The following is a 24,305-nucleotide window of genomic DNA, read 5'->3' as shown; positions in this document are numbered from 1 at the left end:
TTTTAAAAATTATTTGACTTTTAAATATACATGAATTTTGTTTAAAACATTTATAAAATCGGTATATAATTTGGTATCATTATTTTTTAAATCTTTTTCAAATTTAGAAGCTAATTCAGTACCTTTTTTTAATCCTAAAATACTAATTTTATGTTTTATCTTATGTACTTTGTCTGCAGCTTCTGAGTACTCTTTATTATTATAATGTTTATTAAAAAGTAAACATTCTTCTGGAAATTCATTTTTTAAAACAATTAAAATACTCTCTTCAAATTCTTTATCTCCTCCAGAAAGATCTTTTATATAACTTAAATTAGGTTCTTCCATCTTTGTTCATATTATTTATTCTTTAATAAGTTTATTCTCTTTCCAATAATTTAATAGTGATACTACTTTTTTAGAATAATCAGAAAATTGTAACGGCTTTGTAAAAAAGCCCGAAACTCCAAAATCATAACATATTTTTAATTCTGTATCATCTTCAGAATTAGACATAACTATTATAGGGATATTTCTAAATTTAACATTAGATTTTAAATTACTTAAAAAATCTAACCCATTCATTTCCGGCATATGCAAATCCATAATAATAATATTAAAAGAATGTTCTGCTTTATTTAAAATACGTAATGCTTGTTTACCATCTTTTGCTTCTACTACTTTAGAGCGGCAATTATTATCATTACACACCTTTTTAAACTTCATTCTTTCTATTTCATCATCATCAACAAGTAATATGGAGAGGAAGTTCATATTTTCTTACATTTTATTTTAAGATGATGTAAAAATGAACTAATAAAATTAAAAAAAAATATTTGTTAGCTTATTTGAAGTAAAAACTCGTTAAGTGGTAAAGATTTAATGTTTAATATAATGCTATACATAAACCTGTCTATCAATTTTATGATTGAGAGAAATGAATGTTTCAAACTTAGTAACACCATTCATCACTTTTATTTTAGTCTCTAACAAACACATTAAGTCTTCATTATCTTTACATAATACTTTTATAAAAATTGTAAAATTACCCGTTGTATAATGGCATTCTACAACTTCTCTAACTTCTTTAAGCCTCTTTATAATTGATGATAACACTGCGGTATTTTCTAAATAAACACCTACAAAAGCAATTGTAGTATACCCCAAAGCTTCTGGATTTATCTTCATTTGGTAACCATCGATTAATTTAGATTTCTCTAATTTTCTTAACCTTTGATGAATTGCTGCTCCAGATATACCAATATCTCTTGCAATACTTAAAATAGGTACTCTTGCATCTTTTACTAAACTTCTTATAATTTTTTTATCAATACCGTCTATCTTCATCTTTATATCTTAGACTATAAAGGTAAAAAAAATAGAGAACACAAATTGTGTTCTCTATTTTAATATCAATTTAAACTTAAATCTTATGTATTATTTCATTTCGAAATCTTCCATAAATTTAGTTGTATAGTTTCCTGCAACATAATCTGGATGATCCATTAATTGTCTATGGAAAGGAATTGTTGTTTTAACACCTTCTATTACAAACTCATCTAATGCGCGTTTCATTTTATTAATAGCTTCTTCTCTTGTTTGAGCAGTAGTTATTAATTTCGCAATCATAGAGTCGTAATTTGGTGGAATCATATACCCTGCATACACATGAGTATCTACTCTTACTCCATGCCCTCCTGGAGAGTGAAAAGTTGCAATCTTTCCTGGAGCTGGCCTAAAGTTGTTATACGGATCTTCTGCGTTAATTCTACATTCTATAGAGTGCATTTGAGGAAAATAATTTTTTCCAGAAATTGGTACACCTGCAGCTACCAAAATTTGCTCTCTAATTAAATCGTAATTTACTACTTCTTCCGTAATAGGGTGCTCTACTTGTATACGAGTATTCATCTCCATAAAGAAGAAGTTTCTATGCTTATCTACTAAAAACTCTACAGTTCCAGCACCTTCATACTTTATAAACTCTGCTGCTTTTACAGCTGCAGTACCCATTTTCTTTCTTAAAGCATCTGTCATAAAAGGAGAAGGAGTTTCCTCTGTTAACTTTTGATGACGACGTTGCACAGAACAGTCTCTTTCTGATAAATGACAAGCTTTCCCGTAAGAATCTCCAACAATTTGAATCTCTATATGCCTAGGCTCTTCAATAAGCTTCTCCATATACATATCATCATTACCAAAAGCTGCTTTACTTTCATGTCTTGCAGAATCCCAAGCATCTTTTAAATCTTCTGGCTTCCAAACAGCACGCATTCCTTTCCCCCCACCTCCTGCAGAAGCTTTTAACATTACTGGATAACCAGTTTCTATAGCTGTTTTTTCACAACTTTCAAAGTCTTCAATAACACCTTCACTTCCTGGTACACAAGGTACACCTGCAGCAATCATGGTAGATTTAGCATTCGCTTTATCTCCCATTTGATCAATCATATCACCAGTTGCTCCAATAAATTTTATATTATGCTCTTCACATAATCTAGCAAACTTAGCATTTTCAGATAAAAATCCGTAACCAGGGTGAATAGCATCTGCATTTGTAATTTCTGCAGCTGCTATAATATTAGACATTTTTAAGTAAGACTCAGAACTTGGTGCTGGACCAATACAAACTGCTTCATCTGCAAATCTTACGTGCAAACTTTCTGCATCCGCAGTAGAATATACTGCTACAGTTTTAATGCCCATTTCTTTACAGGTTCTAATAACACGAAGTGCTATCTCCCCTCTATTGGCAATTAATATTTTTTTAAACATAATTTAAGAGTTATAAGTTATAAGTTATAAGATTTTGAGTTAGAACATCTATTCTATAATCAAAAATCTAAACTCTTTCTATTACGATGGGTCTACTAAGAATAATGGCTGATCAAATTCTACAGGAGAAGAATCATCCACTAATATTTTAACGATCTTACCTGAAACTTCAGATTCTATTTCATTAAATAATTTCATTGCTTCAATAACACAAACAGTATCTCCTACAGAAATATCTGTTCCTACCTCCACAAAATTAGGCTTATCTGGTGATGGTTTTCTATAAAAAGTTCCAATAATAGGAGACTTTACAGTAATATATTTAGAATCACCACTTTCCGCTACTACTGTATCTGCTGTAACAGGAGCTGCTGCAACAGGTTGTGCAACTTGAGGCATACCAGCCATCGGAGCTGCTTGTAAAATTGTTGTTTCTGTTTTACCAGAACCAGTTCTAATTGTAATCTTTACATCTTCCATTTCTAACTTTACCTCGCTAGCGCCAGATTTAGCTACAAATTTTATAAGATTTTGAATCTCTTTAATATCCATACTCATAATTGTTTAATTGTTGTGTTTATGAATTATACGCCCATTTTACGTAAGCTGCTCCCCATGTGAAACCGCCACCAAATGCCGCAAAAATTAAATTATCTCCTTTTTTTAATTGACTTTCATAATCTGCTAGTAAAAGTGGTAAAGTTGCAGATGTAGTATTTCCGTATTTTTGAATGTTCATCATAACTTTTTCTGATGGAACCCCTACTCTTTTAGCTATTGCTTCAATAATTCGTTTATTAGCTTGGTGTGCTACTAACCATTGAATATTTTTTTCTGTAAGATTATTTCTTTCTAATACTTTTCCGGCAACATCTGCCATATTAGAAACTGCATATTTAAAAACAGTTTTTCCTTCTTGATATACAAAGTGTTTATCTGACGCAACAGTTTCTTGAGTTGTTGGCATTAAAGAACCACCTGCCTCTATTCTCAAGAAGTCTCGTCCTATACCATCACTTCTTAAGTACTCGTCTTGCAGACCTAAGCCTTCATAATTTGGTTCAAACAAAGCAGCTCCCGCTCCATCACCAAAAATAATACAAGTAGCTCTATCTTTATAGTCTATTATAGAAGACATTTTATCTGCTCCTATTAACAATACTTTTTTATATCTACCAGACTCTATATAACTAGCTGCTGTAGACATACCATATAAAAAACTAGAACATGCTGCTTGCAAATCATAACCAAAAGCATTTACTGCTCCTATTTCTGATGCCACATAAGCCGCTGTAGATGCTATAGGTAAATCTGGAGTTGCAGTACCAATAATAATTAAATCTATTTCTGCAGGATCTACGTTTGACTTTTGTAATAATTCTTCCGCAGCTTTTATTGCCATGTATGAAGTACCTAAACCTTCTCCTTTTAAAATCCTTCTTTCTTTAATCCCTGTTCTACTGGTAATCCATTCATCATTAGTGTCTACCATGGTCTCTAACTCTTTATTAGTTAGAACATATTCAGGAACATACTTCCCTACTGCTGTAATTGCTGCAGTGATTTTTGTCATAATTTTAGTTGTTTTCCATGTGGTTAGGAAAATCAAAAGTAGTGAAATTTATTTCACTTTTTAAAGTAAAAATTATCAAAAGAATTAATTTCAACTTTAAAAACGCAAAAAAACCCTCAATTAATGAGGGTTTTAAAAAAAACTTTTGATTCTTTTATGCTTCTATTGCAGATGCCGATTCTAATACGATCTGTCCTCTATAGTATAATTTACCTTCATGCCAGTGAGCTCTATGATATAAGTGAGATTCTCCTGTTGTAGGGTCTGTAGCAATCTGCTGATAAGATGCCTTATAATGAGTTCTCCTTTTGTCTCTTCTAGTTTTGGATATTTTTCTCTTAGGATGTGCCATTTTATGTCTTTTTTTCTGTTATTAAATTCTTTAATTTATCCCACCTTGGGTCTGTCTCTTCAACAGTCTTTACTTCTTTTATTTCTAATTCTCTTAACTTATTTAATGCTTCAGAGTCCATTGTTCCATCTAAAACTTTTGGATGAACTCTTTTATTAGGAACTGATAATACAATCATTTCATAAATAAACTGAGCTACATTAAACTCATACGCCTCATGAGGTAATATTAAAATCTCCTCATTTTCATCATTAAATTCTGGTCCAAAGTTTACCACTAAAGGTAAAACTGCTTGAACATCTTGTTTATAAAGTTCGTTAGAAACATCACAAGGTACTTCTACATAACCATTGGCGGTAAAAGTTAATTCTAGTAACGTACTCTTCTTTATAAAATTTAATGATATTTTAATTGATGAACTTTCAAATTCATCAAAATTAAAAACATTAAAGAACGTATTGTTAATTTCATATTCAAACAAATGAATTCCTTCCTTTAATCCTACAAATTGTATGTCGAACTCCTTTAAGTCTTTCATTTCCAAATATCAATTAAGCGTGCAAAGATATAAAATTTTATTATTCTACACTCTTTTCTATTAAAAGTTTTTTATTTTACTAAAAGAGGACTTTTTGTGAGCTCTTTATATTCTTTTCTTGTCTTATAAATTTCGATAGCAGTAAATAATGCTTCTTTAAAAGAAGATGGGTTTGCTATGTTTTTTCCAGCTATATCAAAGCCTGTACCATGGTCTGGAGACGTTCTAATCTCACTTAAACCTGCCGTATAATTTACTCCACTACCAAAAGACAATGCTTTAAATGGCGCCAACCCTTGATCGTGATACGTTGCTAAAACACCATCAAATTGCTTATATGTTTCCGAACCAAAGAAACCATCTGCTGCATAAGGTCCAAAAACTAGCTTACCAGATTCTTTTATTTCATCTATAGTTGGCTTTATAATTTCATCATCTTCTACACCAATAACCCCCTTATCTCCACAATGTGGATTTAAAGATAAAACTGCTATTTTTGGTTTATTAATACCAAAATCTTGCACCAAAGAAGTATACATAGTACCTACTTTCTCTTTAATTAATGCTGGAGTTATGGATTCTGCAACTTTAGATATAGGAATATGACCGGTTATCAATCCTATTCTTAATGCATCCGTCATTAAAATCATTAAGCTCTTTCCTTCTAACTTATCTTCTAAATACTCTGTATGCCCCGGAAAATTAAAAGTATCAGATTGTATTGTTTCTTTATTAATTGGTGCAGTAACTAAAACATCTATCTTCTGTTCTTTTAAATGAGTAGTAGCTATCTCTAATGATTTCGCCGCATATTCTCCAGATTCTTTAGTCGCCTCACCTAATGCTACAGCAACTTCTTCTTTCCAAATATTTAATACATTAACCTTATTGTGATTAACCTGCTCTATAGAGGTAATTCCATGAACAGGAGTCTCTGCACGTAATGCTTTTTTATGATAAGTAACTACCTTTGTACTTCCAAAAATAACTGGCGTACAAAAATCTAACATTCTTTTATCTTGAAAGGTTTTTAGAATAACTTCTAAACCTATTCCATTTAAATCTCCTATTGAAATACCAACTATAATTTTATCAGATTTATCCATAGTAACTCTTCTATTATTCCTATTTTTGAATATCACAAAAGTAACTAAATTTTACAAATATGTTTACCGGAATTATAGAAACCCTTGGTACAGTCACAAATATCACTAAAGAACAAGACAACATTCATTTAACTGTAAAAAGTAATTTTACAAATGAATTAAAGATAGATCAAAGCGTTGCTCATAATGGCGTGTGCTTAACTGTAGTAAATATTAAAAATGATGAATATACCGTTACAGCTATCAAAGAAACTTTAAACAAAACAAATATTGGTAGTTTATCTAAAACTGATTCTGTAAATTTAGAAAGAGGAATGAAATTAGGAGACAGATTAGACGGTCATCTAGTACAAGGCCATGTAGACCAAACAGCAACTTGTATAAATATTAAAAATGAAAATGGGAGTACCGTTTATACTTTTAATTATGATGCTTCTAATAAAAACATAACAATAGAAAAAGGATCAATTACAGTAAATGGGGTAAGTTTAACAGTGGTAAACTCTAAAAAGAATGAATTTAGTGTTGCTATAATACCTTATACAGCAGAAAACACAACCTTTAAGTTTTTAAAACTAAATGATTGTGTAAATTTAGAATTTGATGTTATTGGAAAATATGTTAGTAGACTTACTAATCCTTAACCTTCTTAACTCCGTAAATAATTCCTGAAACTATTAAGAAAATTAGACCACCATCTATCGCTAAACCAGGTGGTGGTGGTGGTCCTGCAGGTGGCGGCACGTTTTGTGCACTAATTACATAAGTAAATGCTAGCATTATTATAAATGCGAAATGTTTTTTTTTTATCATTTTTATCCCCCCAGATTAAAATTAATATTAATTAAACTTTATACAAACTATACCACTTGTTAGAACAAATGTATATTTCTTTATTAATAAGAAGAAAAAAGCAATCTCACTTGATATTACATCAAAAAAAAAACACTTTTTTTCAACTCTTATAAAAACAATAAACTATTTTGAGTATCAGAATAGTATCTAATTGTTTTATGGTGCAAATATATATACTTTTCTTAATTAATCACAATTTTTCTATTAAGTTTTAAATATAATTTGATTCCTCTATCCTCAACCTTATCAAAGAATAAAGTAACACAATTATACCCACAATTCCATCTTACATATACCACATTAATCATGACAATAATTAGCAGACTTGAATACCTACCATTGTCTAGCACTTCTAACAGCATTTATTGTATTCTTAATTTTACTATCGAATAAATAACTAAATTCGTGTTTGTTTACAGAAACACTAAATAGCAATTAGTCTGCACACTCTACACTCTTACGTAAATTGTACTCGCATTTTATTTTTAAGTTCGAAAGTTGTAACGTTTATCAATTCAAAAAAATGAAAGGGAATAGTGTTATCAATCTAAACTAATAAGCTTCTCTTTTCTATATTTCTTAGATATTTGAAATAAATCAGAAACAGTAATAGACCTATACTGTCTTCAGCATGCCACTTTAATATGTTTTAGAATAAGAAAGAATCTTTTATTCTAAAACATAAAACGTCCTCTATTGGGTTATATCATTTATTTCTATATACTAAATATTCTTTATAGAATCTTCTGAAAACAACTTGATAACTTACATTAGTTTTAAATTTGTAATACAAAGGAATATTATAATCAATGTGCAGACGATATGAAAAATTAAACAAAAAAAAGCCTCTACATTTCTGTAAAGGCTTGCTATTAATGGTGGTCCCACTTGGTATGTGCGAAGTTTTTCTAAGGTGTTAATTATCAGTGTTTTATTTGTTTTAGCTAAAATTTGGTATCAAAATAGTATCAAAAACATGCTTAGGTAAGGTTTTGTAATTTGTTTTACCTAAGCAAAAAACTAGGTTGTGGTGACTTTAATTGTCTTAATTTAAAATATTTTGCACTTCTTCTTCTATATCTAATTTTATAAGTTCCCAAGCTTTGTTACGATAACAATTAGGTAATAAATCGTCTTCTGCACCTGAAAAATCTAAACAAGCTTCTAGCACCTCTTCTCTTGTTGAACCATAAGGGTTGCGTAGTAAATAGAAACTTATCATTTCTTCTAAAGTGAATACATCTAGCAACTCATGTATATCCCAAAAGTCTTTTTTACGACCACCATTTGCAATTACTTCAAATTTCATTGCTGCTATTTCTTCATTTGGTGCTAGACGCACATTGCCATTAACTAATATTGGAAATATAAAAGGTTCACTACTATAATAAATATCTAATTTAAGAGCATTGTCAGCATTTTCACCAATAAAGTAAGACCTACCAAATACAACATCACCTACAGAAGATGTAGATGTATATGGAAATGTCTCATTTAAAATTTCCTCTAAACGATTAAAATCTATATTACCATATTCTGCATCAGTAAATAAATCTATGTCTGTAGATTCTCTATGTCCTTGTTGTAAACTTAAAGATGTACCACCAACTAAACGAAAATCATTAAACTCCTCAATAGACATTAGTGTGTTTAAAGATTCCCAAAGAAGGTCGGAAACTGTATTTAGATGCAAAGCCATTAAATTTTAAACAAGCTCATGCATTTCTGCATTTGTTTTAAATGTAGATAAGCGAGAGTTTTTAATAGACTTTGCTATTGTAGATACTGTAGATTTACCATAAAACGCTATAATTTCATTAATTTCCTTATCATTACCTCTTTCTAAAACTCTCTTTATAATAGCACGTTTGTTTTTATTCCAATCGATTTTATCAAAGGTGGTATCCCAAAATAGTACTTTTCTAATATTGTTTAGATTGGGTTTTCTTTCACTATTTTTAGTTAATGCACTTTTAACCTCATAACCTGCTTGTAGCATCATAAAGTAATCTTCTTCTGCATGAAAGTAATCTGCCAGTTTAATAGATAACTCGGGATTAATACCTCGTTTTTGATTTATGATAGCACTAATAGTTTGTTTATGCTCACCTATAGCCATAGCTAATTGCGAGCTTTTAATATTACTACGCTTTATTTCGCGTTGTAATATAAGCCCAGGATGTATTCCTTTTATTTTAGAGATTTTAGGCAACATAGTTTTTGTATTCTGCAACAAATATATACATAATTAAAAAAGTAAACAAAAGCGTTTACTTTTTTTTAACACTAATTTATACTTATAAAACACTAACATCTAAATGACTTGTCCTAAATTCATCACGATATATAAAATTTTTTTCATTTATAAGACTAACTATTTTCAACTTCAGGTTTTAGTAACCAAAACAAAAAATCATTATAAGACGTTTTTAAACCTAAAGCTAAATCAAAACCGTTTCCTATTAAGATTAGTTTGTTGTAGATTTTTTTCTACTTTCAAAGTGATAATTGGTTAAAAGTATGATTTTAAGTACTACAATGTCATTACTAATATACTAATTACACCTTGAATAAGCGGCTGTTTTCTATAATAGTAATATAGTCACCTGTAGTTTACTAAAAGGCATTAGAGCTTCTATTACGCAACTTAGCTTTGGGGAGTTGTGTTTTTCAATAAAAAGAATATGATTCCTTGTTGTAGTTATTTTTGAACTTGAGAAAAAATAATCTTTAGAATGCAATTACCTAAAGAATTTTAAAACTCTAAACTTTTGGTTATGGGAATTAATTTACTTGAACTCTATTTCTAAATGATTAAATAAGCGACGGACTTTCATTCGCCAGCTTGTTCTAGTCATTATCCAACTTTTACCTCCATCAACAATTAAAATATTATCGTTAGAGTGCATTGGCTTTACACCAACTTGTTTTACTCCTCCATCAAATTTGAGTAATAAATAAGGATTTAGTGTTGGACAATCATTATTGTTGTAATTAAAAATATTCTTATGTTCCTTTTTATTGAATACTTCATTTTTAACCTTTAACGCTTCAAATAGTTCTACAATTGATATTTTTTCTGTGATGAAATCTAAATCGTAAATATCTTTTTTAGCAGCTCTAGTTGAACCACTAACTAATTTAAATAAACCTAAATCTTTTGTAGTTACTAACCTTACATCATCAATGATCTCTAAAGCATCCATCATTTTCATATTTTGAATGATTTCTACTTTTATTCTAGCTCCACAAGGTTTTGTAATATAGCATCTAAAAAAGCTATGCTGTTCACTTACTTTATCAGCAGGATAATCTATCCCTGTGACATTCTTTTTACTATAAAAATGTATAATTTCATTTTCTATAGCTTCTAATTGTTTTACACCAACTATTTCTGGGCAAAACAAATCTATGTCTTGAGATTCTCTATGATTAAAACGGAATGCTAAATTTGTACCTCCTGCTAATGCAAATTGAGATAAACTAGGTAAGGATTGTAATTCTTTTATAGTTTGTAAGAGTACTTCTGAAACCGCACTCATTTAACTAAAGTCATAGCGTGAAAAAGCAGGCTTGTTATAACGTTTAGAAACTAATATACAAACGCTATTACTAATACGTTCTTTTGTGTTTTTTAAAGTAGTATAAATTTCATTGGTATTATAAACACTCTCTACAAGCTCAATATCTTTAGAAAAAGTATCCTCATTTGTAGTCATTAATACTCTAGGGATAATAATAGCCTTATCCTTTTGAATAGATAATTTATTAGTATCCATATCCCAAAATGCTTGTTTTGGAAAAGTATTAGATATGTTTATTGTTTTAGCCAATGGTTTATAGTATTTAAAAATAATTTTTAATTACTATACAAAAGTATGTAATTACTTTATTTAAAGCAACTATTATACCATTTATTGTATTGTTAGTGTTGTACTTAGCGATATAACTAATATCAGTTACTTACTTCTATTTAATGTCTCAATATAACTCTGGCTTGTGACAATGAAACAATTTCATACTTTGTTATTTTTCTTTAATTTTAAAAAATTAAATTTGTTAACCACATTACAAAATGTCATATTGTAATTCATCTATTTTTTGAGAAATGTTTTTGAATAATATAGGTTTGGATTTTAAACTTAAATAATTATCCCATGTATTTTCTATAATATCATTAAAATAAAAAAAATCAAAGTCTTTTTGCTTTATTGATAGTTTATATTTTTCTACTAAATTTATTACTTCCAAACATGTTTCTGGTTTGTTATTTTGAGAAATATTTTTCAAAACTTCAACCGCTATTCTTATAGGATTAGAAAAAGTATTAAAGCTTAAACTTGGATCACAACTAATTTGAATTAATTCAATAACATCATTAACCGAATTTTTATTAGTAAAACTACCCCAATCTTTATTAGTGATTCCGTAATTAATTTCTTGTTTGAATTCACTAATATTTGATTTTAACCATAAATTAAAAAGTTTAAAGACATTTACATAATTACATCTCATTAAATACTTTATATTTTCAATTCTATTCTTACTTGAAAGGTCTAAAGAAAGATTCTCAAGAACTTTTTTAATTACAAAATCAAATTCATTTGCCTCAATTAGTAGTTTTAAGCAAGTCCATGATAATAAATCTTCATAATCATTTTCAAATTTGAAACTAATCATTTTCTTTAATAAATTAATATCATTTGTTTTCTCAAAGTATTTTTCGAGAACATTAGATCTAATAGATTCACTAATATCTATATTAGATATTAAGCTCTCTATTTTATGATATACACTAGAAATGTTATTTTCTAAAGCGAATAAGCAATTATTCCAAATCACTAAACTACTAGATAGCTCTTTCTCAAAATTCTCAATAACTCTTTTTACAACTATTACTTTTTCAACTTCATTTGTAACAGTTATAAACATAGATTCATCTTTATATCTATTAAAATAAGTTTCATCATAAACTTCAGTAAAATCTAAAACAACCTCTTTAGGATATTTTAATTTAAACTTATCTCTAAAAAATAAGAGTATTTCGCATTTTAAGTGATTTGTTCTTTTATTATAGTTGGAATATTCTGTAAAATCTACATTCTTAACCTCTTCAAAACACCAATCTTTTATAAAATTAAGTTGAACTTCATCTATTTTTATCTTATTTCCTTTATCGTTTTGCAATTGAGATTTAATATTCTTGATTAGAAATAAAACATTACTAATTTTTTGTTTTACATCATTTGCTGTAACAATCTTTTGTTTGCTTTGAAAACTTGAATATATTAAATGAATAAAATTTTGAGGAAATTTTTCTTGTAATTTAAAGCTTTTATAATATTCCTTTCTATCATCAAGCTGGTTATCTCTAGTTAAAGTTTCATTATCAAATCTATCAAAATATTCATCTGTTAATAATAAAAGTTTTTCTTTATCAAATAAAATATCAAATTCATTTTGCAATTTGTTTTCATGAAAATCTTTCCACCTATTTTTAGTTTCAATTTTAAGTAGTTCATCATTAAAATTAAAACCAGTTTCTTTGATTATTAAATCTTGAAATTTTAAACTTAATTCAAAATTTATGTGACTAAGATTATTTCTAAAATAAAAAATTTCTTTTATTTCAATAACCCCTGTTTTATGCTGTTGAAGAATAAAGCTAAACTCTTTCTCAGAAACTAGATAAGTTAATAGTCTTCTAACCTTATCAAATTCATTGTTTGAATTATAAATATCAAAAAATGCCTTCTTTCTATTTGAAGTATTATAGAAAAATGAAAATATTATTTCTTCAAAATCAAACAACAAATCTTCATTATCTAAACAAAATTTAACCAGTTCGCTAAATAAAACCTTTTCTACTTTTTGAAGATTTGTTATTTTTTTTATAGATTCTTCTATATCTTCTTTTTTTATATCAAAATGATGTTTATTCTTCAAATAGTATTCGAGCTCAAACAAGCATCCTTTTGGGGTACTTAGTTTTTTTAAAATTTCCTTAAGAGTACGATTTTCAAGGGTACTTAAATTATGTTCTCTTTGGTATTTTCTTTTTGAATTGTCTAAAGTTTTAGGTGCTGTTTCAATAATGTATTTTAAATATGAATTACAATCTACTTCATTAATCAATTTAAAGATAGAGTTTGTAATTTCTATATGATCAATTTGTTCATAAAACAATACAATTGACCTGACTATATTTTCATTATTCAAATGAAATTGAAACTCTCTGAAAGAATCAATTAAAAAAGCAGCATATGAAAAATCATCATTTAGTATTGGTTGTTTAATCAATCCTATTAAACAGGATTTGATTTCATTTTTTAGAAATTCAAAATCCATCAAAGAAATTAAGTCTAACGCTGAAATTCTTGTTCGCCTATGATAATTAGCATTTTTAAATACTTTAAATAAATAACTTACATTTTCTTTACAATTTGCGAATCTTGAAATATCTTTAACGTCTGCATCATACTTTCTAACCCACAAAGTGTCTTGAACACATCTTTTATTAAAGTAATTTTGGAATACAATCTCTTTAAGTTCATCTGAAACCCTGTTTCTATCTGCTTTAAATAAAACTTCTGAATCATTTTCAACTAGCCATTTTAAAAGTTTCTCAAACTTAGATTCTTCTTTTTCAAATAAATTTATTAGGTGAGAAATTGAATTTAGCCATGAGGGATGAGTTTTATTCTGTTTATCATCTATTTTGATGAATTGTATTATTTGTTCAAATTCTAAGTCTTTTAATGCACTAGCTACAAAATATTCTTGAACATTTTTATGTTCAAACTTCCATTCATCTTCATCAAAAACTAGCTCCACAAAACAACAGTTTGTAAATTGTTGTTTTTCATTTTTCAGAAGGGCATTTATATGTGAGTTCGAAATTTTACTTACCTGCATAGCCTCCATTGCTAGTGCTACTTTTTTACAAACTAACTTAATTGTAGATTTATCAAATTCTTTATTTTTATATTTAATTTTTCTATCATCTTCAAGTCTATTTTCAATATATCTTTCAATAAGTTGAACTTTATTTGTTGGTAGTTTTTTTGTTTGTTGGTAATATCTACCAAACAAGTTTAAATAGTAAGGTGTTTTTAAAAATTCTTGCTGATTACTATTTTGATATAATTCAAAAAAATCTTCTGAATCTAATTGGTATTTTTTATTTAAAAATTCAATAGCACCATAATAAGGGATTTCTTTCAAAACAAAACAATCAAATTCCCTAATGTTTTTTATAGTATTCTCATAGATATTAGTTCTACAACTTATGATAAATTTAATATTTGTCTTAGTATTTTCAGTAAGAAATCTATCTAGTTTAGTTTTAAATTCGATACTATGAGCTATTTCATCTAAACCATCAAGTATTATTAATAGGTATGGAATATTTTTCCAGTCTTTTGGAAGGTAGTCTACAATTTCACTTGAATTTATAAAAGTATTTATTGGTCTGTAAAAAGGTATCCATTTGTAGTCATTTCTCTGCTCCCATAAATTAATGGCTAAATTTTGGAGTTCTATAGATTTTCCACTACCAGGATTCCCTAGCAATATGATACCATCTGTATCGTTATCATAAAGTATATTTTGTGTTGCTTCAAACAGGTTTAATTCATTAACATATTCACTAGTTGAATTATTCTCTCTTTTAGATGATAACTGTTGGTAAATAAGATTTCTTGTTATATAATGATCAGTTTTAGCAATATTGATAATATATTTCTGTTTATCTGTCTCATTTATTTGTATTTGTCGTAAAACACCTTGTGAAAATAAAATACTTTGAAATTTTTCATATTCTTTTTCAATATCAACGTTAATTAAACAATCTTGTTTATAAATTTTTTTATAAATTTTCTTGTTAGTAGCAAACAGATTTTCAACCCCATTATTTTTTTCCAATAGTCGAATATTAAATGGAAATTTACCTGAATTAAATATTGGTTCATTTTTTTCAGAATTTTTACTATTCCCAAAATTAGCTCTAGGAGAAATAAATATAGCGGTATCATTTTCTGATAATTGATAATTAACTTCTAAGTCATGTGCTTTTGCATATATATTACCAAAACTTAAATCATTTGAATAATCTTTACATTCAATAAAGATTTTTCTTTCAATATAATCTTTACTTATTACAAACAATACGTCAAAACCATCTTGAGTACCACTTTTTTGAAGTCTTTGCTTATTAATCGTGAAGCCAATTTTTTGGAATAAATCTGTAAAAAAAACCTTAGTTAACTCTTCAAATTCTTTTCCTGTATTTTTTGCCATAAACAACAATTTTTTAAAAGATAAATTTAGTTTAGATTTAAGAATTCTCCACAATCTTAATCTCCTCCTCCGTTAAGCCATATAACTCGTAAACCATAGCATCAATTTCTTTATCGGTTTGGTTAATTTGGGTTTGTAAGGCTTGTGCTTTTTGTTTGTTTTCTTCAAAGAGGTCTAACCATTCAAACTCATCTTTTTTGGTTAAGGTTGGTACTTCTGCTAAACCGTCTTTAATACGTAGTTTGTTGTTTGCTTTTATGGCTTTGTTTAATTCTTTTATGAATTCTCCAAAGTCTAACTCGTGCCAGTTTTGTAGTTTTTTGGATAGTTTTTGTAAACTGAATTGAGAGTTTAGATATTTAATGAACTTTTTAGATATTTTTGAATTTTCAACATTTAGTCTTAATATTATTTCTGCTTTTTCAATAAAATATTTTTGTTTAATTAAATCAATATCTTTAATACATAATAAACCTAAATGAAATAATTTTATCTGAGCCATAGCTTCTCCTTTTTCAGGATTATTTGTCCAATAAATAAAATTAGATAACTTAGAAGATAAAACAGCTAATACATATTTAAGATTATAGTATTTATTCTTTGGTAATATAATATGGGTATTGTCACGCATTATAAATTTATCATCAACATATGTACCTATTAAGCTATCTCCAGTTTGTCTAAAAATTAGTTTCTCAGGAGCTGAAAAAATCTCCTTGTCTCTTGGAGCTGCTAACCATACGCCATATTTTATCCAAAAATCTTCATCCCATAAAATCTTATATCTATGAAATGAGCTTCCTCCAATCAAAGGTAAAAATTCATCATTAATTTGAATTTCTGAAGTAAAAGGTTTTTCCTTCATTGTAAATGCTGTTTGTGCAGGTTTACCTTTACCTTTTTCATATGGCTTAACTCCATTTTTTATAATCAATACATCTTTAACGAAAACAGATTGTTGTTCTATCTTTTCTTTTAAATTATAGGCTTTTTCTGTTAAATAGAGGTTGAAAAAGCTTTTTTTAGCAAGCTCTTTTTGTTCAATTAAATGTGACAAAACGGTATTTGAATACTTTTGAATACTTATGTTTATTAAATGTTTTTCTTTCTTTTCTTTTCGAATTATTAAAGTATCACAGTCTACAGTTGCATCTATAAATACTTTTTCTTGATGTTCTACTATTTCCTCAAAAATATAGTCAGTATCAGTAATAAAATATCGAAAATCTTTCCCGCTTATTATTAAGCGCCAAGTGTTTGGAGTTATAAAACCTAATAATCCTTTCTTTCTTAAAATATCTTCTAAACATTTAATATAAAAAACAATATAAGTATCTGATAAAGCTTTACTCACTCCCTTATCTACATGTTTTTTTACTATATATTCTAATTCAATTTTTGATAGTTTAGCACCATAAGGAGGGTTTCCAATAATAACATCAAAACCACCTCCTGAGCCTGACGAAAGGTCAAAAACTTTAGGAAATTGTGTTTCCCAATTAAAGGCTTTATCTCCTGCAACGGCTTTACTATCAATTAAAGAGTTGCCACATTTAATATTAGAGCTTAAATCGTTTAATTTTCGTCTAGGTTGTGCGGTGCGTAGCCAAAGCGATAGTTTTGCAATTTCTACAGATTCTTCGTTTAAATCTACACCGTAAATATTGTTTTCTAAAATGGTGTTTTCAATATCGGGAAACTGTAAGCCACCACCTAAAACTTTGGTTTTTAACTCATCTATGTAAGTATGTTCTTTTATTAAAAAATCTAAGGCTTGGTTAAGGAACGCACCAGAGCCACAAGCGGGGTCGCAAATAGTGAGTTGCAATAGCCAATCTCTATACGTGTCTAGTATGTTTACTAGTTTTGTAATGGTTGCTTTTTGTCTGTTCTTTCTACCTTTAAAATATTCTTCTTCTTTAAAGCCTAGTTCGGTTTTCTTTTCATCGCAAAGTTTACCAATAGTATTTTCTACTATGTATTTGGTAATGTATTTAGGGGTGTAGAAAACACCGTCTTTTTTACGTTTAGATTTTTGTTTATCGAAGTCGCCACCTTCAATTTCTGCATTAACGCTTTCAATTTCGTTTAGTGAGTTTTCAAAAATATGTCCTAGTATGTTTACATCAACTTGGCTTTCAAAATCGTAAGCTGCTAATTTACTGGTGTGTTTGTATAATAGTTCACTATCAATTTCTAAACTATCGAGGGTTTTATCTTCTTTAAATAAACCACCGTTATAAGCGTATATTTCGGCTCTTTTGGTTGTTACTGCTCTACCTTGGTCTAAGAAGTTAAAGTATTGTTTAAATAGTGTGTATAGCGGTCTATCGTCGCCAAAGTCTACATCGTCTTTCCATTTGTCTAATATTTGTTGCGTGCTGTTTGCAGGAAGTAAACCTCTATCTTCGGCAAAGAAAATAAACAAATAACGGTCTATTAATTTTTGAGACTTTTTAAAGAGTGTGAGTTTAACGTTTTTTTCTAAACGTTGTAGTTCTAGTTGTTCTTCTTGAGACCTCTCGACTGCGCTCGAGGTGACATTAGATGCTTTTGCTTTTAAAGGTTTTGCATTGCGTTTTACTAAATCTCGATATAATTCACGTTTAAAAAGGGAATAGTCTTTATAGAATTGTTTTGTAATTTGTTCTTCTTCAACTACGGATGCTTCTTTAATGTTTAAGGGTACGTTATTTAATATATTATCCTTTTGTAAGCATAGATATAATAATTCAAAACGTTCTTGTGAAAGTTCGAATAAATTAAATTCTTCAAATTCTGTAGCATCGTTAATGTAGAAACGTAGTTTTTCAAAATTTGATGTGATAACATATATACAGCCTTTTTGATTGGCTTTATAATCAAACGCTTGTTTACGTATGCTTTCTAGGTCTTTGGTGTTTGTGCCTTTTAATTCTATAACACCAATAGCAACATCGTTATTTAATATAGCACCATCGGCTTTACGTGCGTTATTTTGATTTTTATATTCAGCAACTAAATTAAAATTGGCATTTGGTTTTAAGGTGTAGCCTAATATGTTTGCAAATAGTTCGGTAAGAAATATGCCTTGATATTCTTCTTCTTTAGAACTGCGTATATTGTCTTGTATGGTTGGGTTTAAGAAATACTTAGCGTATTTTTTATAAGCTTTATTTACGAGGTCTTTGTCTTGTAAAGATATGTGCTGTTTTAATACTGAGGTTTGAAATAATGCCATAGACTAGTTTAGAGTATTATGAAGCCTCTAAAGTAATAAAATCAATTAGTATTTAGGCGTCTAGTTCTTATATAATGTAAGTGGTTTTCAATAAAAGTCTTATTGTTTTTTCTACTCTTTACAAGGGTAATATTTACTCTTGTTATATTAACGAGGGTAAATATGAATAAAAATTACCCTCGTAATTGTTCCGTTTTAAAAATCAACTGATTTTTGAAATGTGCCTTAGCGGCAGGCGTCACGTACTGTTTATCTTTTTATATAAAAGTATAAGTGTACAAAAATATAAAGCTATAAAATTATTTTTCGTTCAAAACTAAATCTCTAAATTCTATTAACTTTTGCTTTAATATATGAAATTTCAATTTTTGAGCTGTATAATCAAGTCTTGGACATGTAATGTCTGCAGATAAAACATTTGCTCCATTTAATTTATGCCATTTAGAGTTTGAACATAAGTCTTCGATTCCTTTTTCTATTAAATCTTCTTCAAAGCCAGACACGTCTAATTCTACTTCAAAGAAAAAATCATCAAATACTTTAAATCCTTCTGACTGATAAGTAATGTTTTTTCTTATCATATTTTTTAGAAGTCCAACAATAATATTATCGTTTTTTGAATACATATTTAAGCTCTTTAGAGTTATTAAAAACTATTGTTTATCACAAAGTTTCCAACCATCATTGGTTTTTTTATATTTAACTTGTTTAAATACTTCTTTAGGATTCGCCTTCTCGTGTGTCTCTTTAAAAAAAGGAGTTTCATTAATTCGGATAAACTTCAATTTTACATTAGCAATATTTTCTGCTGGTATTTCGTGAATTTCTTCTACACTCTCAAATGTGTATTCACATATTTTAAACTTTCCTGTTATTTTGCCTTTAGCATCTTTTTTTGAACTAATTAGAAGTTTTTCAGCTTTAGGTGTTAAGCTAATTTCATATCGTTCTTTCATCCCTAAAACACCTTTTACATGTTGTAGTTCACCCATATTGTAAAGACCCTTCTCTTCTAGTTTTTTATACGATTCTAAAAAAACGGTATTTTTCTTTTTAAATCTATCCCATTGTTCTAAAACGCCATAATATGAAGTAGTTGTTTTTACGTGGTTTTCACCTTTTATACATTCAATAGCCATAGATTCCGCTTTGTTTTTGGTTAGTTCATCTGAGCTACAAGATGTTAATATTGTAAAAAGTGAAATTATTAGGATTGTTGTTGTGATTTTCATAAGCTTATTATTAATTGAAATTAGGTGTTTTTTAATTTTTAGGCACAAAAAAAGCGTGGAACTGAATCTTATTAGCACTATAGGTATCGCCAAACACCCGCACACCAAATAAGAACAGCCCACGCAGAACGTGGGCGTCTTAGTTTTGATATTAGTGTGCTATTAATTTTGGCGATTTTATAGTACTAACTCAAAAGCTAAACGCTTTATATGTATATTTTATACTTGTCTTTTTTTCTTATATTATCCTATTTAATTCAAATTTAAGCAAACTTTTAAAATGCTAAAACTTTGAGTTGTTATATTTCATTTTTTAGTTTCATCTAACTTTAATTATCCTTTTATTTTGCTCATTAACTATTGTTTTATAATCTCCTAATATTTCTAAAAATTGAAACATTTGTTTTTCAGTAGCTCCTTTTGAAATATTCATATTTCTTGAAATTTGTTAAATAAATTTTCAATATGTCTATCTCATTTTTCCATATTTTAGGTTTTTGAGTTCCGAAAAAAGCACTCTTACGAAGTAAGCAAGGTTTGTTATTATCCGCAAATTTGAAAAATTTGTACGTATAATGACACATCTTGCACTGGAAATTTTGATATAAACAACGATGCAAACCAACTAGATATATAATAGGGTTATTTTCTAAAAATAATCCATTACGTATAAAAACACAACTTGCTTTATTATTTTTCGAAAAGATACATTTATACTTGTGCATTTACAGCTTTATACTTTTATAATTAGATACATTTGTATACTTGTACATTTATATCTTCATATTTTTATATAGTTATATTTTTGTACTTTTATACATAAGATATTCATTTAAGTCTTTATAACCATCAAACAGGTATCTAATATCCTTAACAGAGGATTTAATTACACTCCATTTCTTTAAACATTTTTCAGTAGCATTAGCCCCAGCATTATCTCCATCTAGTAAAAATAAAAGCCCTGGATAAACATTTAATACTTGATCCGCTTTTGAAAGCATCGACAAGGAATTTAAAACCAAAAAATCTTTCGACTCTTCACACTTTGGATATAATGTTAAAAGTGAAATAAAATCTGACCATGACTCCAAAACAATTATTGATTTGTTAGTATTATTAATCCAAGTAAACCATTTCTGACCTAATGCTAGTTTCGCATACTTATTTCGAATTTCATATGAGCCTTTATTTGTCTTAAATCCTACTCCGAAATATTTTTTTTCATTTACTGTATAATACACTTCAACTAAATACCGTTTACATACTTCGATATTCAATTTCCTAGTATTTAAGTAATCTATTAAAATATGGTTTTGTAATTGTTGAACATTATCAATACAATACGATTTTTTCTTTTTCAGTTCTGAAAATGAGTTTTGTTTTGGCGGGTCAAAAGAAAAAGAAGTGCTCTCTTTTCTTAACCATTTAACAGCTTTTACAAAATCAATAGAGAAATGCTTCATAATAAAATCTATTGTGTTGCCGCCACTATAATCTCCAAAATCATAAAACAGATTGCCTTCACATTTAACGGAAGCTGTGCGTTCGTTTCTCCATTTGGCTTTAAACCAATATTGTTCTTTTTTCTTTTCAATGGCTTCAATATTTAATTTTTTCAAAATATGAATCATTGGAATATTTCTTAATTTGTCTATATCTCTCACTATAAATTGATTTTCTGTCTACCTAGTTACCTACGAGTCTTAATATACTGATTAATAGTTAGTTGTAAACAAGGTAGCATCATTTTTCAATCTACCTAGGTTACCTTTTTAGGTAAGTATAATATTAATTTAATTAAGTTACCTACCTATATAAATAGCTAAATATCAACTAACTAAAACACTTTAGGTAACTAGGTAAGTATATTTACATTTTATTCTTTATCAGTAAAACCCCAAGGAGAAGTTTTAAATTTAGTTTTTGCTAAATAGCCATAAACTTGACGTTTTGCATGCTTGACTCTGCTAAAACGATATTTCTTTAGTGCCGAACCTATTTTCTGAACATTTAATTTCTGCCCCATAACTTGTAATTCAGTCACAATATCGGTGGCTGTTTTAAAATCCTCAATATCCTCACTAATCGCATAGTATTTTAAAACATATTCATTTTCTACTGTTTGTATTGTAAAACGTTCATTTCTAACTTCATTAACTCGAGTCTCTTCGGTAGTTAAATCTGACTTAAACTCTTTATCATTCTTAAAAATATGATACGCCTGTGCCCAAAAATCATCTATATTAAATTCTTTACTATAAGAAAAATCTAATTTTTGAAGCACACTAAATATTATCCATCTAACAGACCCAGTATCATCACATAAAAATTCTGCACGATTTGTAGAAGCCAAAAACGAACAAATTCTAAAAAGTAATGTTGATTTATCACCAAAAGGCAACCGTTCATTTACAGAAGGCGCACTAATATGAGCTTTAATCGCATTAATATCATATTTCCCCATTACATCTAATTCTTCGATGTTTATAATAAAAGCTTTAGCCAACTTAATCCTGTCGTCCTTTCCTACACCTATATTTGTGTACAAATATTTTAATAGTTCTGGTGGACATAAAAAATTCAAATAGAAAGATTTTCCATAATTTTGACCCCCCTCTAAAACTAGCACGTTTTTGTTTATAGATTCTTTGTTATAAACTGTTTTTACCGCTCTTACAGCCCATTTTAAAAGATGTTTATAAAACAACTCATTGTCGTCTGTATTTATATAGCTTGCATATTTCTTAATATGATTTTCGCCATTCCAAGTTGGTAGACTTTCAAAGTATTCTGTTATAGGATTAATCCGTTCAACAAAATGAGCTTTTAAGTATGTTTTAAATACTTGTTGACTTACGCTTATTTTCTCTCTATGTAGATGTATTAATATTGAAGATTCGTTAAATTCGAGTCGTTCATTGGTATTGATATCGAATATTTCGTATTCAAGTGCAATTTCATTAAACTTGATCTTGAAATATTTACTTAATTCCTCGTGAATTTTGTCATACACAGAATCCTTGCGTGACGAAACATCATATACGCTTATTTCTTCCATAAATAATAATTGAATGAGTATAATGCCTATATTTGCACATACTCTTTTGGTTAGATAAAAGATTATTTTAAGCGTTTAAAAGTTGAGTTTTGAACGCTTTATTTTTTTTAGAATATTATGCATATCTATATTATTAAGATAAGCTAAACAAAAGTGTTAATCATTGTAATTAACGCTTTTATACATTTCCCATTATATCGTCTAGTTCAGATTGTTTAATATACCCTCTTGTTCCTTTGCCTAATTTTACCTCGTGTAAAAAACCTTCTTCTATATACCTATCTAAAGTGGTACGACCTATTTTAAGAATACTCATAACCTCTTTTTTGGTTAAATACTCTTTAACATTTTTACTCATTAGACCTGAGATATTGTTATTCATTTTCTCTAAAGTGGTAACTACTTTGTCCCATTCTTCTTTAGGAACCATGATTGTTTTGATTTGAACCTCTTTCATAAGTGTTATTTTTTATTTTTATTCCCTATTTTAAACAAACTTTATCATTAATTGTTTATTTGTAACAAATTAACATAAATAATAAGTGTTAAACAAATATTTTATTCCCTAATTTGGTTTGTTTTAATTATTATTTAAGTTTCAATTAAAGCTTTGATATAGAAATTATAAGTGTTTAATCTAAAAAATCATTTAGACTTGAAGAATAAAGCTCAATAACTTTTTCAATAAAATTAAAGCTAGAAGAACCAAATTGGTTTCTGAACTTATCTTTAATGTCAGTATGCTTCCAATTATAAATACAAAAAATATCAGATTCATTCTCATTAAAAATTATGCTAGAATTAAAAGAATCTACAATAAGTTTCAATTTTTTATCCTTTATAAAATCAGAAGGAACTCGTGTATTAAAGTCAATATTTTCAATCATTTTACTGAGAAAAGGCTTAGGGAAATTCGTTTTAGATAAAAGGTGTGCAAACAACTCTTTTTCATACACTGTTAAAGCTACATCCTCAAATTCATCAGCGTATGTGTATATGTACAAACTAATAATAACTTGAATTGGACTACATAAATAAAACGCATCAGAATTAAAATGAGAAAAAGAATAGTTATGAAATCTAGTATATAAATAATTAATTACATTTTTTTCTAAATCTATTTCTTTTTTATGTTCTAAGAGCTGTTTTTCATCTTCAAGATTCTCAAGTATAACACTTTTTATCCGATGATTGCTAGTACCAATTGTAAAACGAATATATACTGGATAAGTTTTAACCGAACCAACCATTTTTGGTTTCAATCTTTTATTCAGATAATGTTTTGGCTTTAAAATTTTCATACACGCAATATAATATAT

24 protein-coding genes are annotated in these 24,305 nt (G+C 28.1%); 1 reads left to right on the top strand and 23 read right to left on the bottom strand.

The window, feature by feature from the left end; translation table 11 throughout:
* Positions 1-9: 9 nt before the first annotated feature.
* The 9 genes from H0I29_RS10000 to pdxA all read right to left on the bottom strand — a co-directional run bounded on the left by H0I29_RS10000 (position 10) and on the right by pdxA (position 6,323).
* Positions 10-327 carry an Hpt domain-containing protein gene (locus H0I29_RS10000; protein ID WP_218752165.1) on the bottom strand — a complete coding sequence of 106 codons (318 nt, stop codon included), beginning with the start codon at positions 325-327 and terminating at the stop codon, positions 10-12.
* A gap of 15 nt (positions 328-342) precedes the next feature.
* Entirely contained in the window at positions 343-753 is a 411-nt protein-coding gene (locus tag H0I29_RS09995; RefSeq protein WP_218752164.1) for a response regulator, read from the bottom strand.
* A 123-nt stretch (positions 754-876) separates the two neighbouring features.
* Positions 877-1,326: an Lrp/AsnC family transcriptional regulator gene (locus tag H0I29_RS09990; RefSeq protein WP_218752163.1), complete on the bottom strand. Its 450-nt coding sequence runs from the start codon at positions 1,324-1,326 to the stop codon at positions 877-879.
* 90 nt (positions 1,327-1,416) lie between these two features.
* Complete coding sequence (accC, locus tag H0I29_RS09985; protein ID WP_218732621.1) at positions 1,417-2,754, bottom strand: acetyl-CoA carboxylase biotin carboxylase subunit; 1,338 nt, start codon at positions 2,752-2,754, stop codon at positions 1,417-1,419.
* A gap of 81 nt (positions 2,755-2,835) precedes the next feature.
* Positions 2,836-3,306: an acetyl-CoA carboxylase biotin carboxyl carrier protein gene (gene accB, locus H0I29_RS09980; RefSeq protein ID WP_208890249.1), complete on the bottom strand. Its 471-nt coding sequence runs from the start codon at positions 3,304-3,306 to the stop codon at positions 2,836-2,838.
* Positions 3,307-3,331: 25 nt separating this feature from the next.
* Complete coding sequence (locus H0I29_RS09975) at positions 3,332-4,327, bottom strand: beta-ketoacyl-ACP synthase III (RefSeq protein WP_218752162.1); 996 nt, start codon at positions 4,325-4,327, stop codon at positions 3,332-3,334.
* A gap of 154 nt (positions 4,328-4,481) precedes the next feature.
* On the bottom strand, positions 4,482-4,679 hold the full coding sequence (gene rpmF, locus H0I29_RS09970; protein ID WP_165733114.1) for a 50S ribosomal protein L32: 198 nt from the start codon (positions 4,677-4,679) through the stop codon (positions 4,482-4,484).
* 1 nt (position 4,680) lies between these two features.
* The gene (locus H0I29_RS09965) at positions 4,681-5,217 is read right to left on the bottom strand and encodes a DUF177 domain-containing protein (RefSeq protein ID WP_218752161.1); all 537 of its coding nucleotides are present in this window, start codon (positions 5,215-5,217) and stop codon (positions 4,681-4,683) included.
* A 71-nt stretch (positions 5,218-5,288) separates the two neighbouring features.
* The gene (gene pdxA / locus H0I29_RS09960; RefSeq protein WP_218732618.1) at positions 5,289-6,323 is read right to left on the bottom strand and encodes a 4-hydroxythreonine-4-phosphate dehydrogenase PdxA; all 1,035 of its coding nucleotides are present in this window, start codon (positions 6,321-6,323) and stop codon (positions 5,289-5,291) included.
* Positions 6,324-6,382: 59 nt separating this feature from the next.
* Here pdxA and H0I29_RS09955 point away from each other — a divergent pair, with 59 nt between their 5' ends.
* The gene (locus H0I29_RS09955) at positions 6,383-6,967 is read left to right on the top strand and encodes a riboflavin synthase (protein ID WP_218752159.1); all 585 of its coding nucleotides are present in this window, start codon (positions 6,383-6,385) and stop codon (positions 6,965-6,967) included.
* Here the strand turns inward: H0I29_RS09955 and H0I29_RS09950 are convergent.
* The 14 genes from H0I29_RS09950 to H0I29_RS09885 all read right to left on the bottom strand — a co-directional run bounded on the left by H0I29_RS09950 (position 6,957) and on the right by H0I29_RS09885 (position 24,287).
* Complete coding sequence (locus H0I29_RS09950; protein ID WP_218732616.1) at positions 6,957-7,136, bottom strand: PID-CTERM protein-sorting domain-containing protein; 180 nt, start codon at positions 7,134-7,136, stop codon at positions 6,957-6,959. The genes H0I29_RS09955 and H0I29_RS09950 overlap by 11 nt on opposite strands.
* A 1,087-nt stretch (positions 7,137-8,223) precedes the next feature.
* Positions 8,224-8,877: a nucleotidyl transferase AbiEii/AbiGii toxin family protein gene (locus H0I29_RS09945; protein ID WP_218752158.1), complete on the bottom strand. Its 654-nt coding sequence runs from the start codon at positions 8,875-8,877 to the stop codon at positions 8,224-8,226.
* A gap of 6 nt (positions 8,878-8,883) precedes the next feature.
* Entirely contained in the window at positions 8,884-9,393 is a 510-nt protein-coding gene (locus H0I29_RS09940) for a HigA family addiction module antitoxin (RefSeq protein ID WP_218752157.1), read from the bottom strand.
* A 155-nt stretch (positions 9,394-9,548) separates the two neighbouring features.
* The gene (locus H0I29_RS09935) at positions 9,549-9,641 is read right to left on the bottom strand and encodes an AbiH family protein (protein ID WP_254712750.1); all 93 of its coding nucleotides are present in this window, start codon (positions 9,639-9,641) and stop codon (positions 9,549-9,551) included.
* 326 nt (positions 9,642-9,967) lie between these two features.
* The gene (locus tag H0I29_RS09930; RefSeq protein ID WP_218752156.1) at positions 9,968-10,720 is read right to left on the bottom strand and encodes a nucleotidyl transferase AbiEii/AbiGii toxin family protein; all 753 of its coding nucleotides are present in this window, start codon (positions 10,718-10,720) and stop codon (positions 9,968-9,970) included.
* Positions 10,721-11,011: a hypothetical protein gene (locus tag H0I29_RS09925; RefSeq protein WP_218752155.1), complete on the bottom strand. Its 291-nt coding sequence runs from the start codon at positions 11,009-11,011 to the stop codon at positions 10,721-10,723.
* A 235-nt stretch (positions 11,012-11,246) separates the two neighbouring features.
* Positions 11,247-15,476: an NACHT domain-containing protein gene (locus H0I29_RS09920; RefSeq protein ID WP_218752154.1), complete on the bottom strand. Its 4,230-nt coding sequence runs from the start codon at positions 15,474-15,476 to the stop codon at positions 11,247-11,249.
* A gap of 37 nt (positions 15,477-15,513) precedes the next feature.
* Positions 15,514-18,696 carry an N-6 DNA methylase gene (locus H0I29_RS09915; protein WP_218752153.1) on the bottom strand — a complete coding sequence of 1,061 codons (3,183 nt, stop codon included), beginning with the start codon at positions 18,694-18,696 and terminating at the stop codon, positions 15,514-15,516.
* A gap of 299 nt (positions 18,697-18,995) precedes the next feature.
* Positions 18,996-19,322 carry a hypothetical protein gene (locus H0I29_RS09910; protein WP_218752152.1) on the bottom strand — a complete coding sequence of 109 codons (327 nt, stop codon included), beginning with the start codon at positions 19,320-19,322 and terminating at the stop codon, positions 18,996-18,998.
* A gap of 27 nt (positions 19,323-19,349) precedes the next feature.
* Positions 19,350-19,928: a hypothetical protein gene (locus H0I29_RS09905; protein WP_218752151.1), complete on the bottom strand. Its 579-nt coding sequence runs from the start codon at positions 19,926-19,928 to the stop codon at positions 19,350-19,352.
* Between the two features lie 797 nt (positions 19,929-20,725).
* Entirely contained in the window at positions 20,726-21,592 is an 867-nt protein-coding gene (locus tag H0I29_RS09900; RefSeq protein ID WP_218752150.1) for a toprim domain-containing protein, read from the bottom strand.
* A gap of 212 nt (positions 21,593-21,804) precedes the next feature.
* Positions 21,805-22,986 carry a virulence-associated E family protein gene (locus H0I29_RS09895; RefSeq protein ID WP_218752148.1) on the bottom strand — a complete coding sequence of 394 codons (1,182 nt, stop codon included), beginning with the start codon at positions 22,984-22,986 and terminating at the stop codon, positions 21,805-21,807.
* 178 nt (positions 22,987-23,164) lie between these two features.
* Positions 23,165-23,443 (bottom strand): AlpA family transcriptional regulator, encoded by a 279-nt coding sequence (locus H0I29_RS09890; RefSeq protein ID WP_218752147.1) that lies wholly within the window; start codon positions 23,441-23,443, stop codon positions 23,165-23,167.
* Between the two features lie 175 nt (positions 23,444-23,618).
* Positions 23,619-24,287, bottom strand: a complete 669-nt coding sequence (locus H0I29_RS09885; RefSeq protein ID WP_218752146.1) for a hypothetical protein — start codon at positions 24,285-24,287, stop codon at positions 23,619-23,621.
* Positions 24,288-24,305 lie beyond the last annotated feature (18 nt).

The sequence above is a fragment of the Polaribacter sp. R2A056_3_33 genome (assembly GCF_019278485.1).
GTDB lineage: Bacteria > Bacteroidota > Bacteroidia > Flavobacteriales > Flavobacteriaceae > Polaribacter.
The sequence above is the reverse complement of the archived record's forward strand: the minus strand, read 5'-3'. Positions and strand labels throughout refer to the sequence as shown.

Coding starts and splice junctions, on each gene's coding strand:
- H0I29_RS09910 (WP_218752152.1), bottom strand. CDS start 19,322: ATGTATTCAAAAAACGATAATATTATTGTTGGACTTCTAAAAAATATG.
- rpmF (WP_165733114.1), bottom strand. CDS start 4,679: ATGGCACATCCTAAGAGAAAAATATCCAAAACTAGAAGAGACAAAAGG.
- H0I29_RS09890 (WP_218752147.1), bottom strand. CDS start 23,443: ATGAAAGAGGTTCAAATCAAAACAATCATGGTTCCTAAAGAAGAATGG.
- H0I29_RS10000 (WP_218752165.1), bottom strand. CDS start 327: ATGGAAGAACCTAATTTAAGTTATATAAAAGATCTTTCTGGAGGAGAT.
- H0I29_RS09915 (WP_218752153.1), bottom strand. CDS start 18,696: ATGGCATTATTTCAAACCTCAGTATTAAAACAGCACATATCTTTACAA.
- H0I29_RS09885 (WP_218752146.1), bottom strand. CDS start 24,287: ATGAAAATTTTAAAGCCAAAACATTATCTGAATAAAAGATTGAAACCA.
- H0I29_RS09975 (WP_218752162.1), bottom strand. CDS start 4,327: ATGACAAAAATCACTGCAGCAATTACAGCAGTAGGGAAGTATGTTCCT.
- H0I29_RS09950 (WP_218732616.1), bottom strand. CDS start 7,136: ATGATAAAAAAAAAACATTTCGCATTTATAATAATGCTAGCATTTACT.
- H0I29_RS09990 (WP_218752163.1), bottom strand. CDS start 1,326: ATGAAGATAGACGGTATTGATAAAAAAATTATAAGAAGTTTAGTAAAA.
- pdxA (WP_218732618.1), bottom strand. CDS start 6,323: ATGGATAAATCTGATAAAATTATAGTTGGTATTTCAATAGGAGATTTA.
- H0I29_RS09965 (WP_218752161.1), bottom strand. CDS start 5,217: ATGAAAGACTTAAAGGAGTTCGACATACAATTTGTAGGATTAAAGGAA.
- H0I29_RS09920 (WP_218752154.1), bottom strand. CDS start 15,476: ATGGCAAAAAATACAGGAAAAGAATTTGAAGAGTTAACTAAGGTTTTT.
- H0I29_RS09995 (WP_218752164.1), bottom strand. CDS start 753: ATGAACTTCCTCTCCATATTACTTGTTGATGATGATGAAATAGAAAGA.
- accC (WP_218732621.1), bottom strand. CDS start 2,754: ATGTTTAAAAAAATATTAATTGCCAATAGAGGGGAGATAGCACTTCGT.
- H0I29_RS09905 (WP_218752151.1), bottom strand. CDS start 19,928: ATGAAAATCACAACAACAATCCTAATAATTTCACTTTTTACAATATTA.
- H0I29_RS09930 (WP_218752156.1), bottom strand. CDS start 10,720: ATGAGTGCGGTTTCAGAAGTACTCTTACAAACTATAAAAGAATTACAA.
- H0I29_RS09945 (WP_218752158.1), bottom strand. CDS start 8,877: ATGGCTTTGCATCTAAATACAGTTTCCGACCTTCTTTGGGAATCTTTA.
- H0I29_RS09895 (WP_218752148.1), bottom strand. CDS start 22,986: ATGGAAGAAATAAGCGTATATGATGTTTCGTCACGCAAGGATTCTGTG.
- H0I29_RS09940 (WP_218752157.1), bottom strand. CDS start 9,393: ATGTTGCCTAAAATCTCTAAAATAAAAGGAATACATCCTGGGCTTATA.
- accB (WP_208890249.1), bottom strand. CDS start 3,306: ATGGATATTAAAGAGATTCAAAATCTTATAAAATTTGTAGCTAAATCT.
- H0I29_RS09955 (WP_218752159.1), top strand. CDS start 6,383: ATGTTTACCGGAATTATAGAAACCCTTGGTACAGTCACAAATATCACT.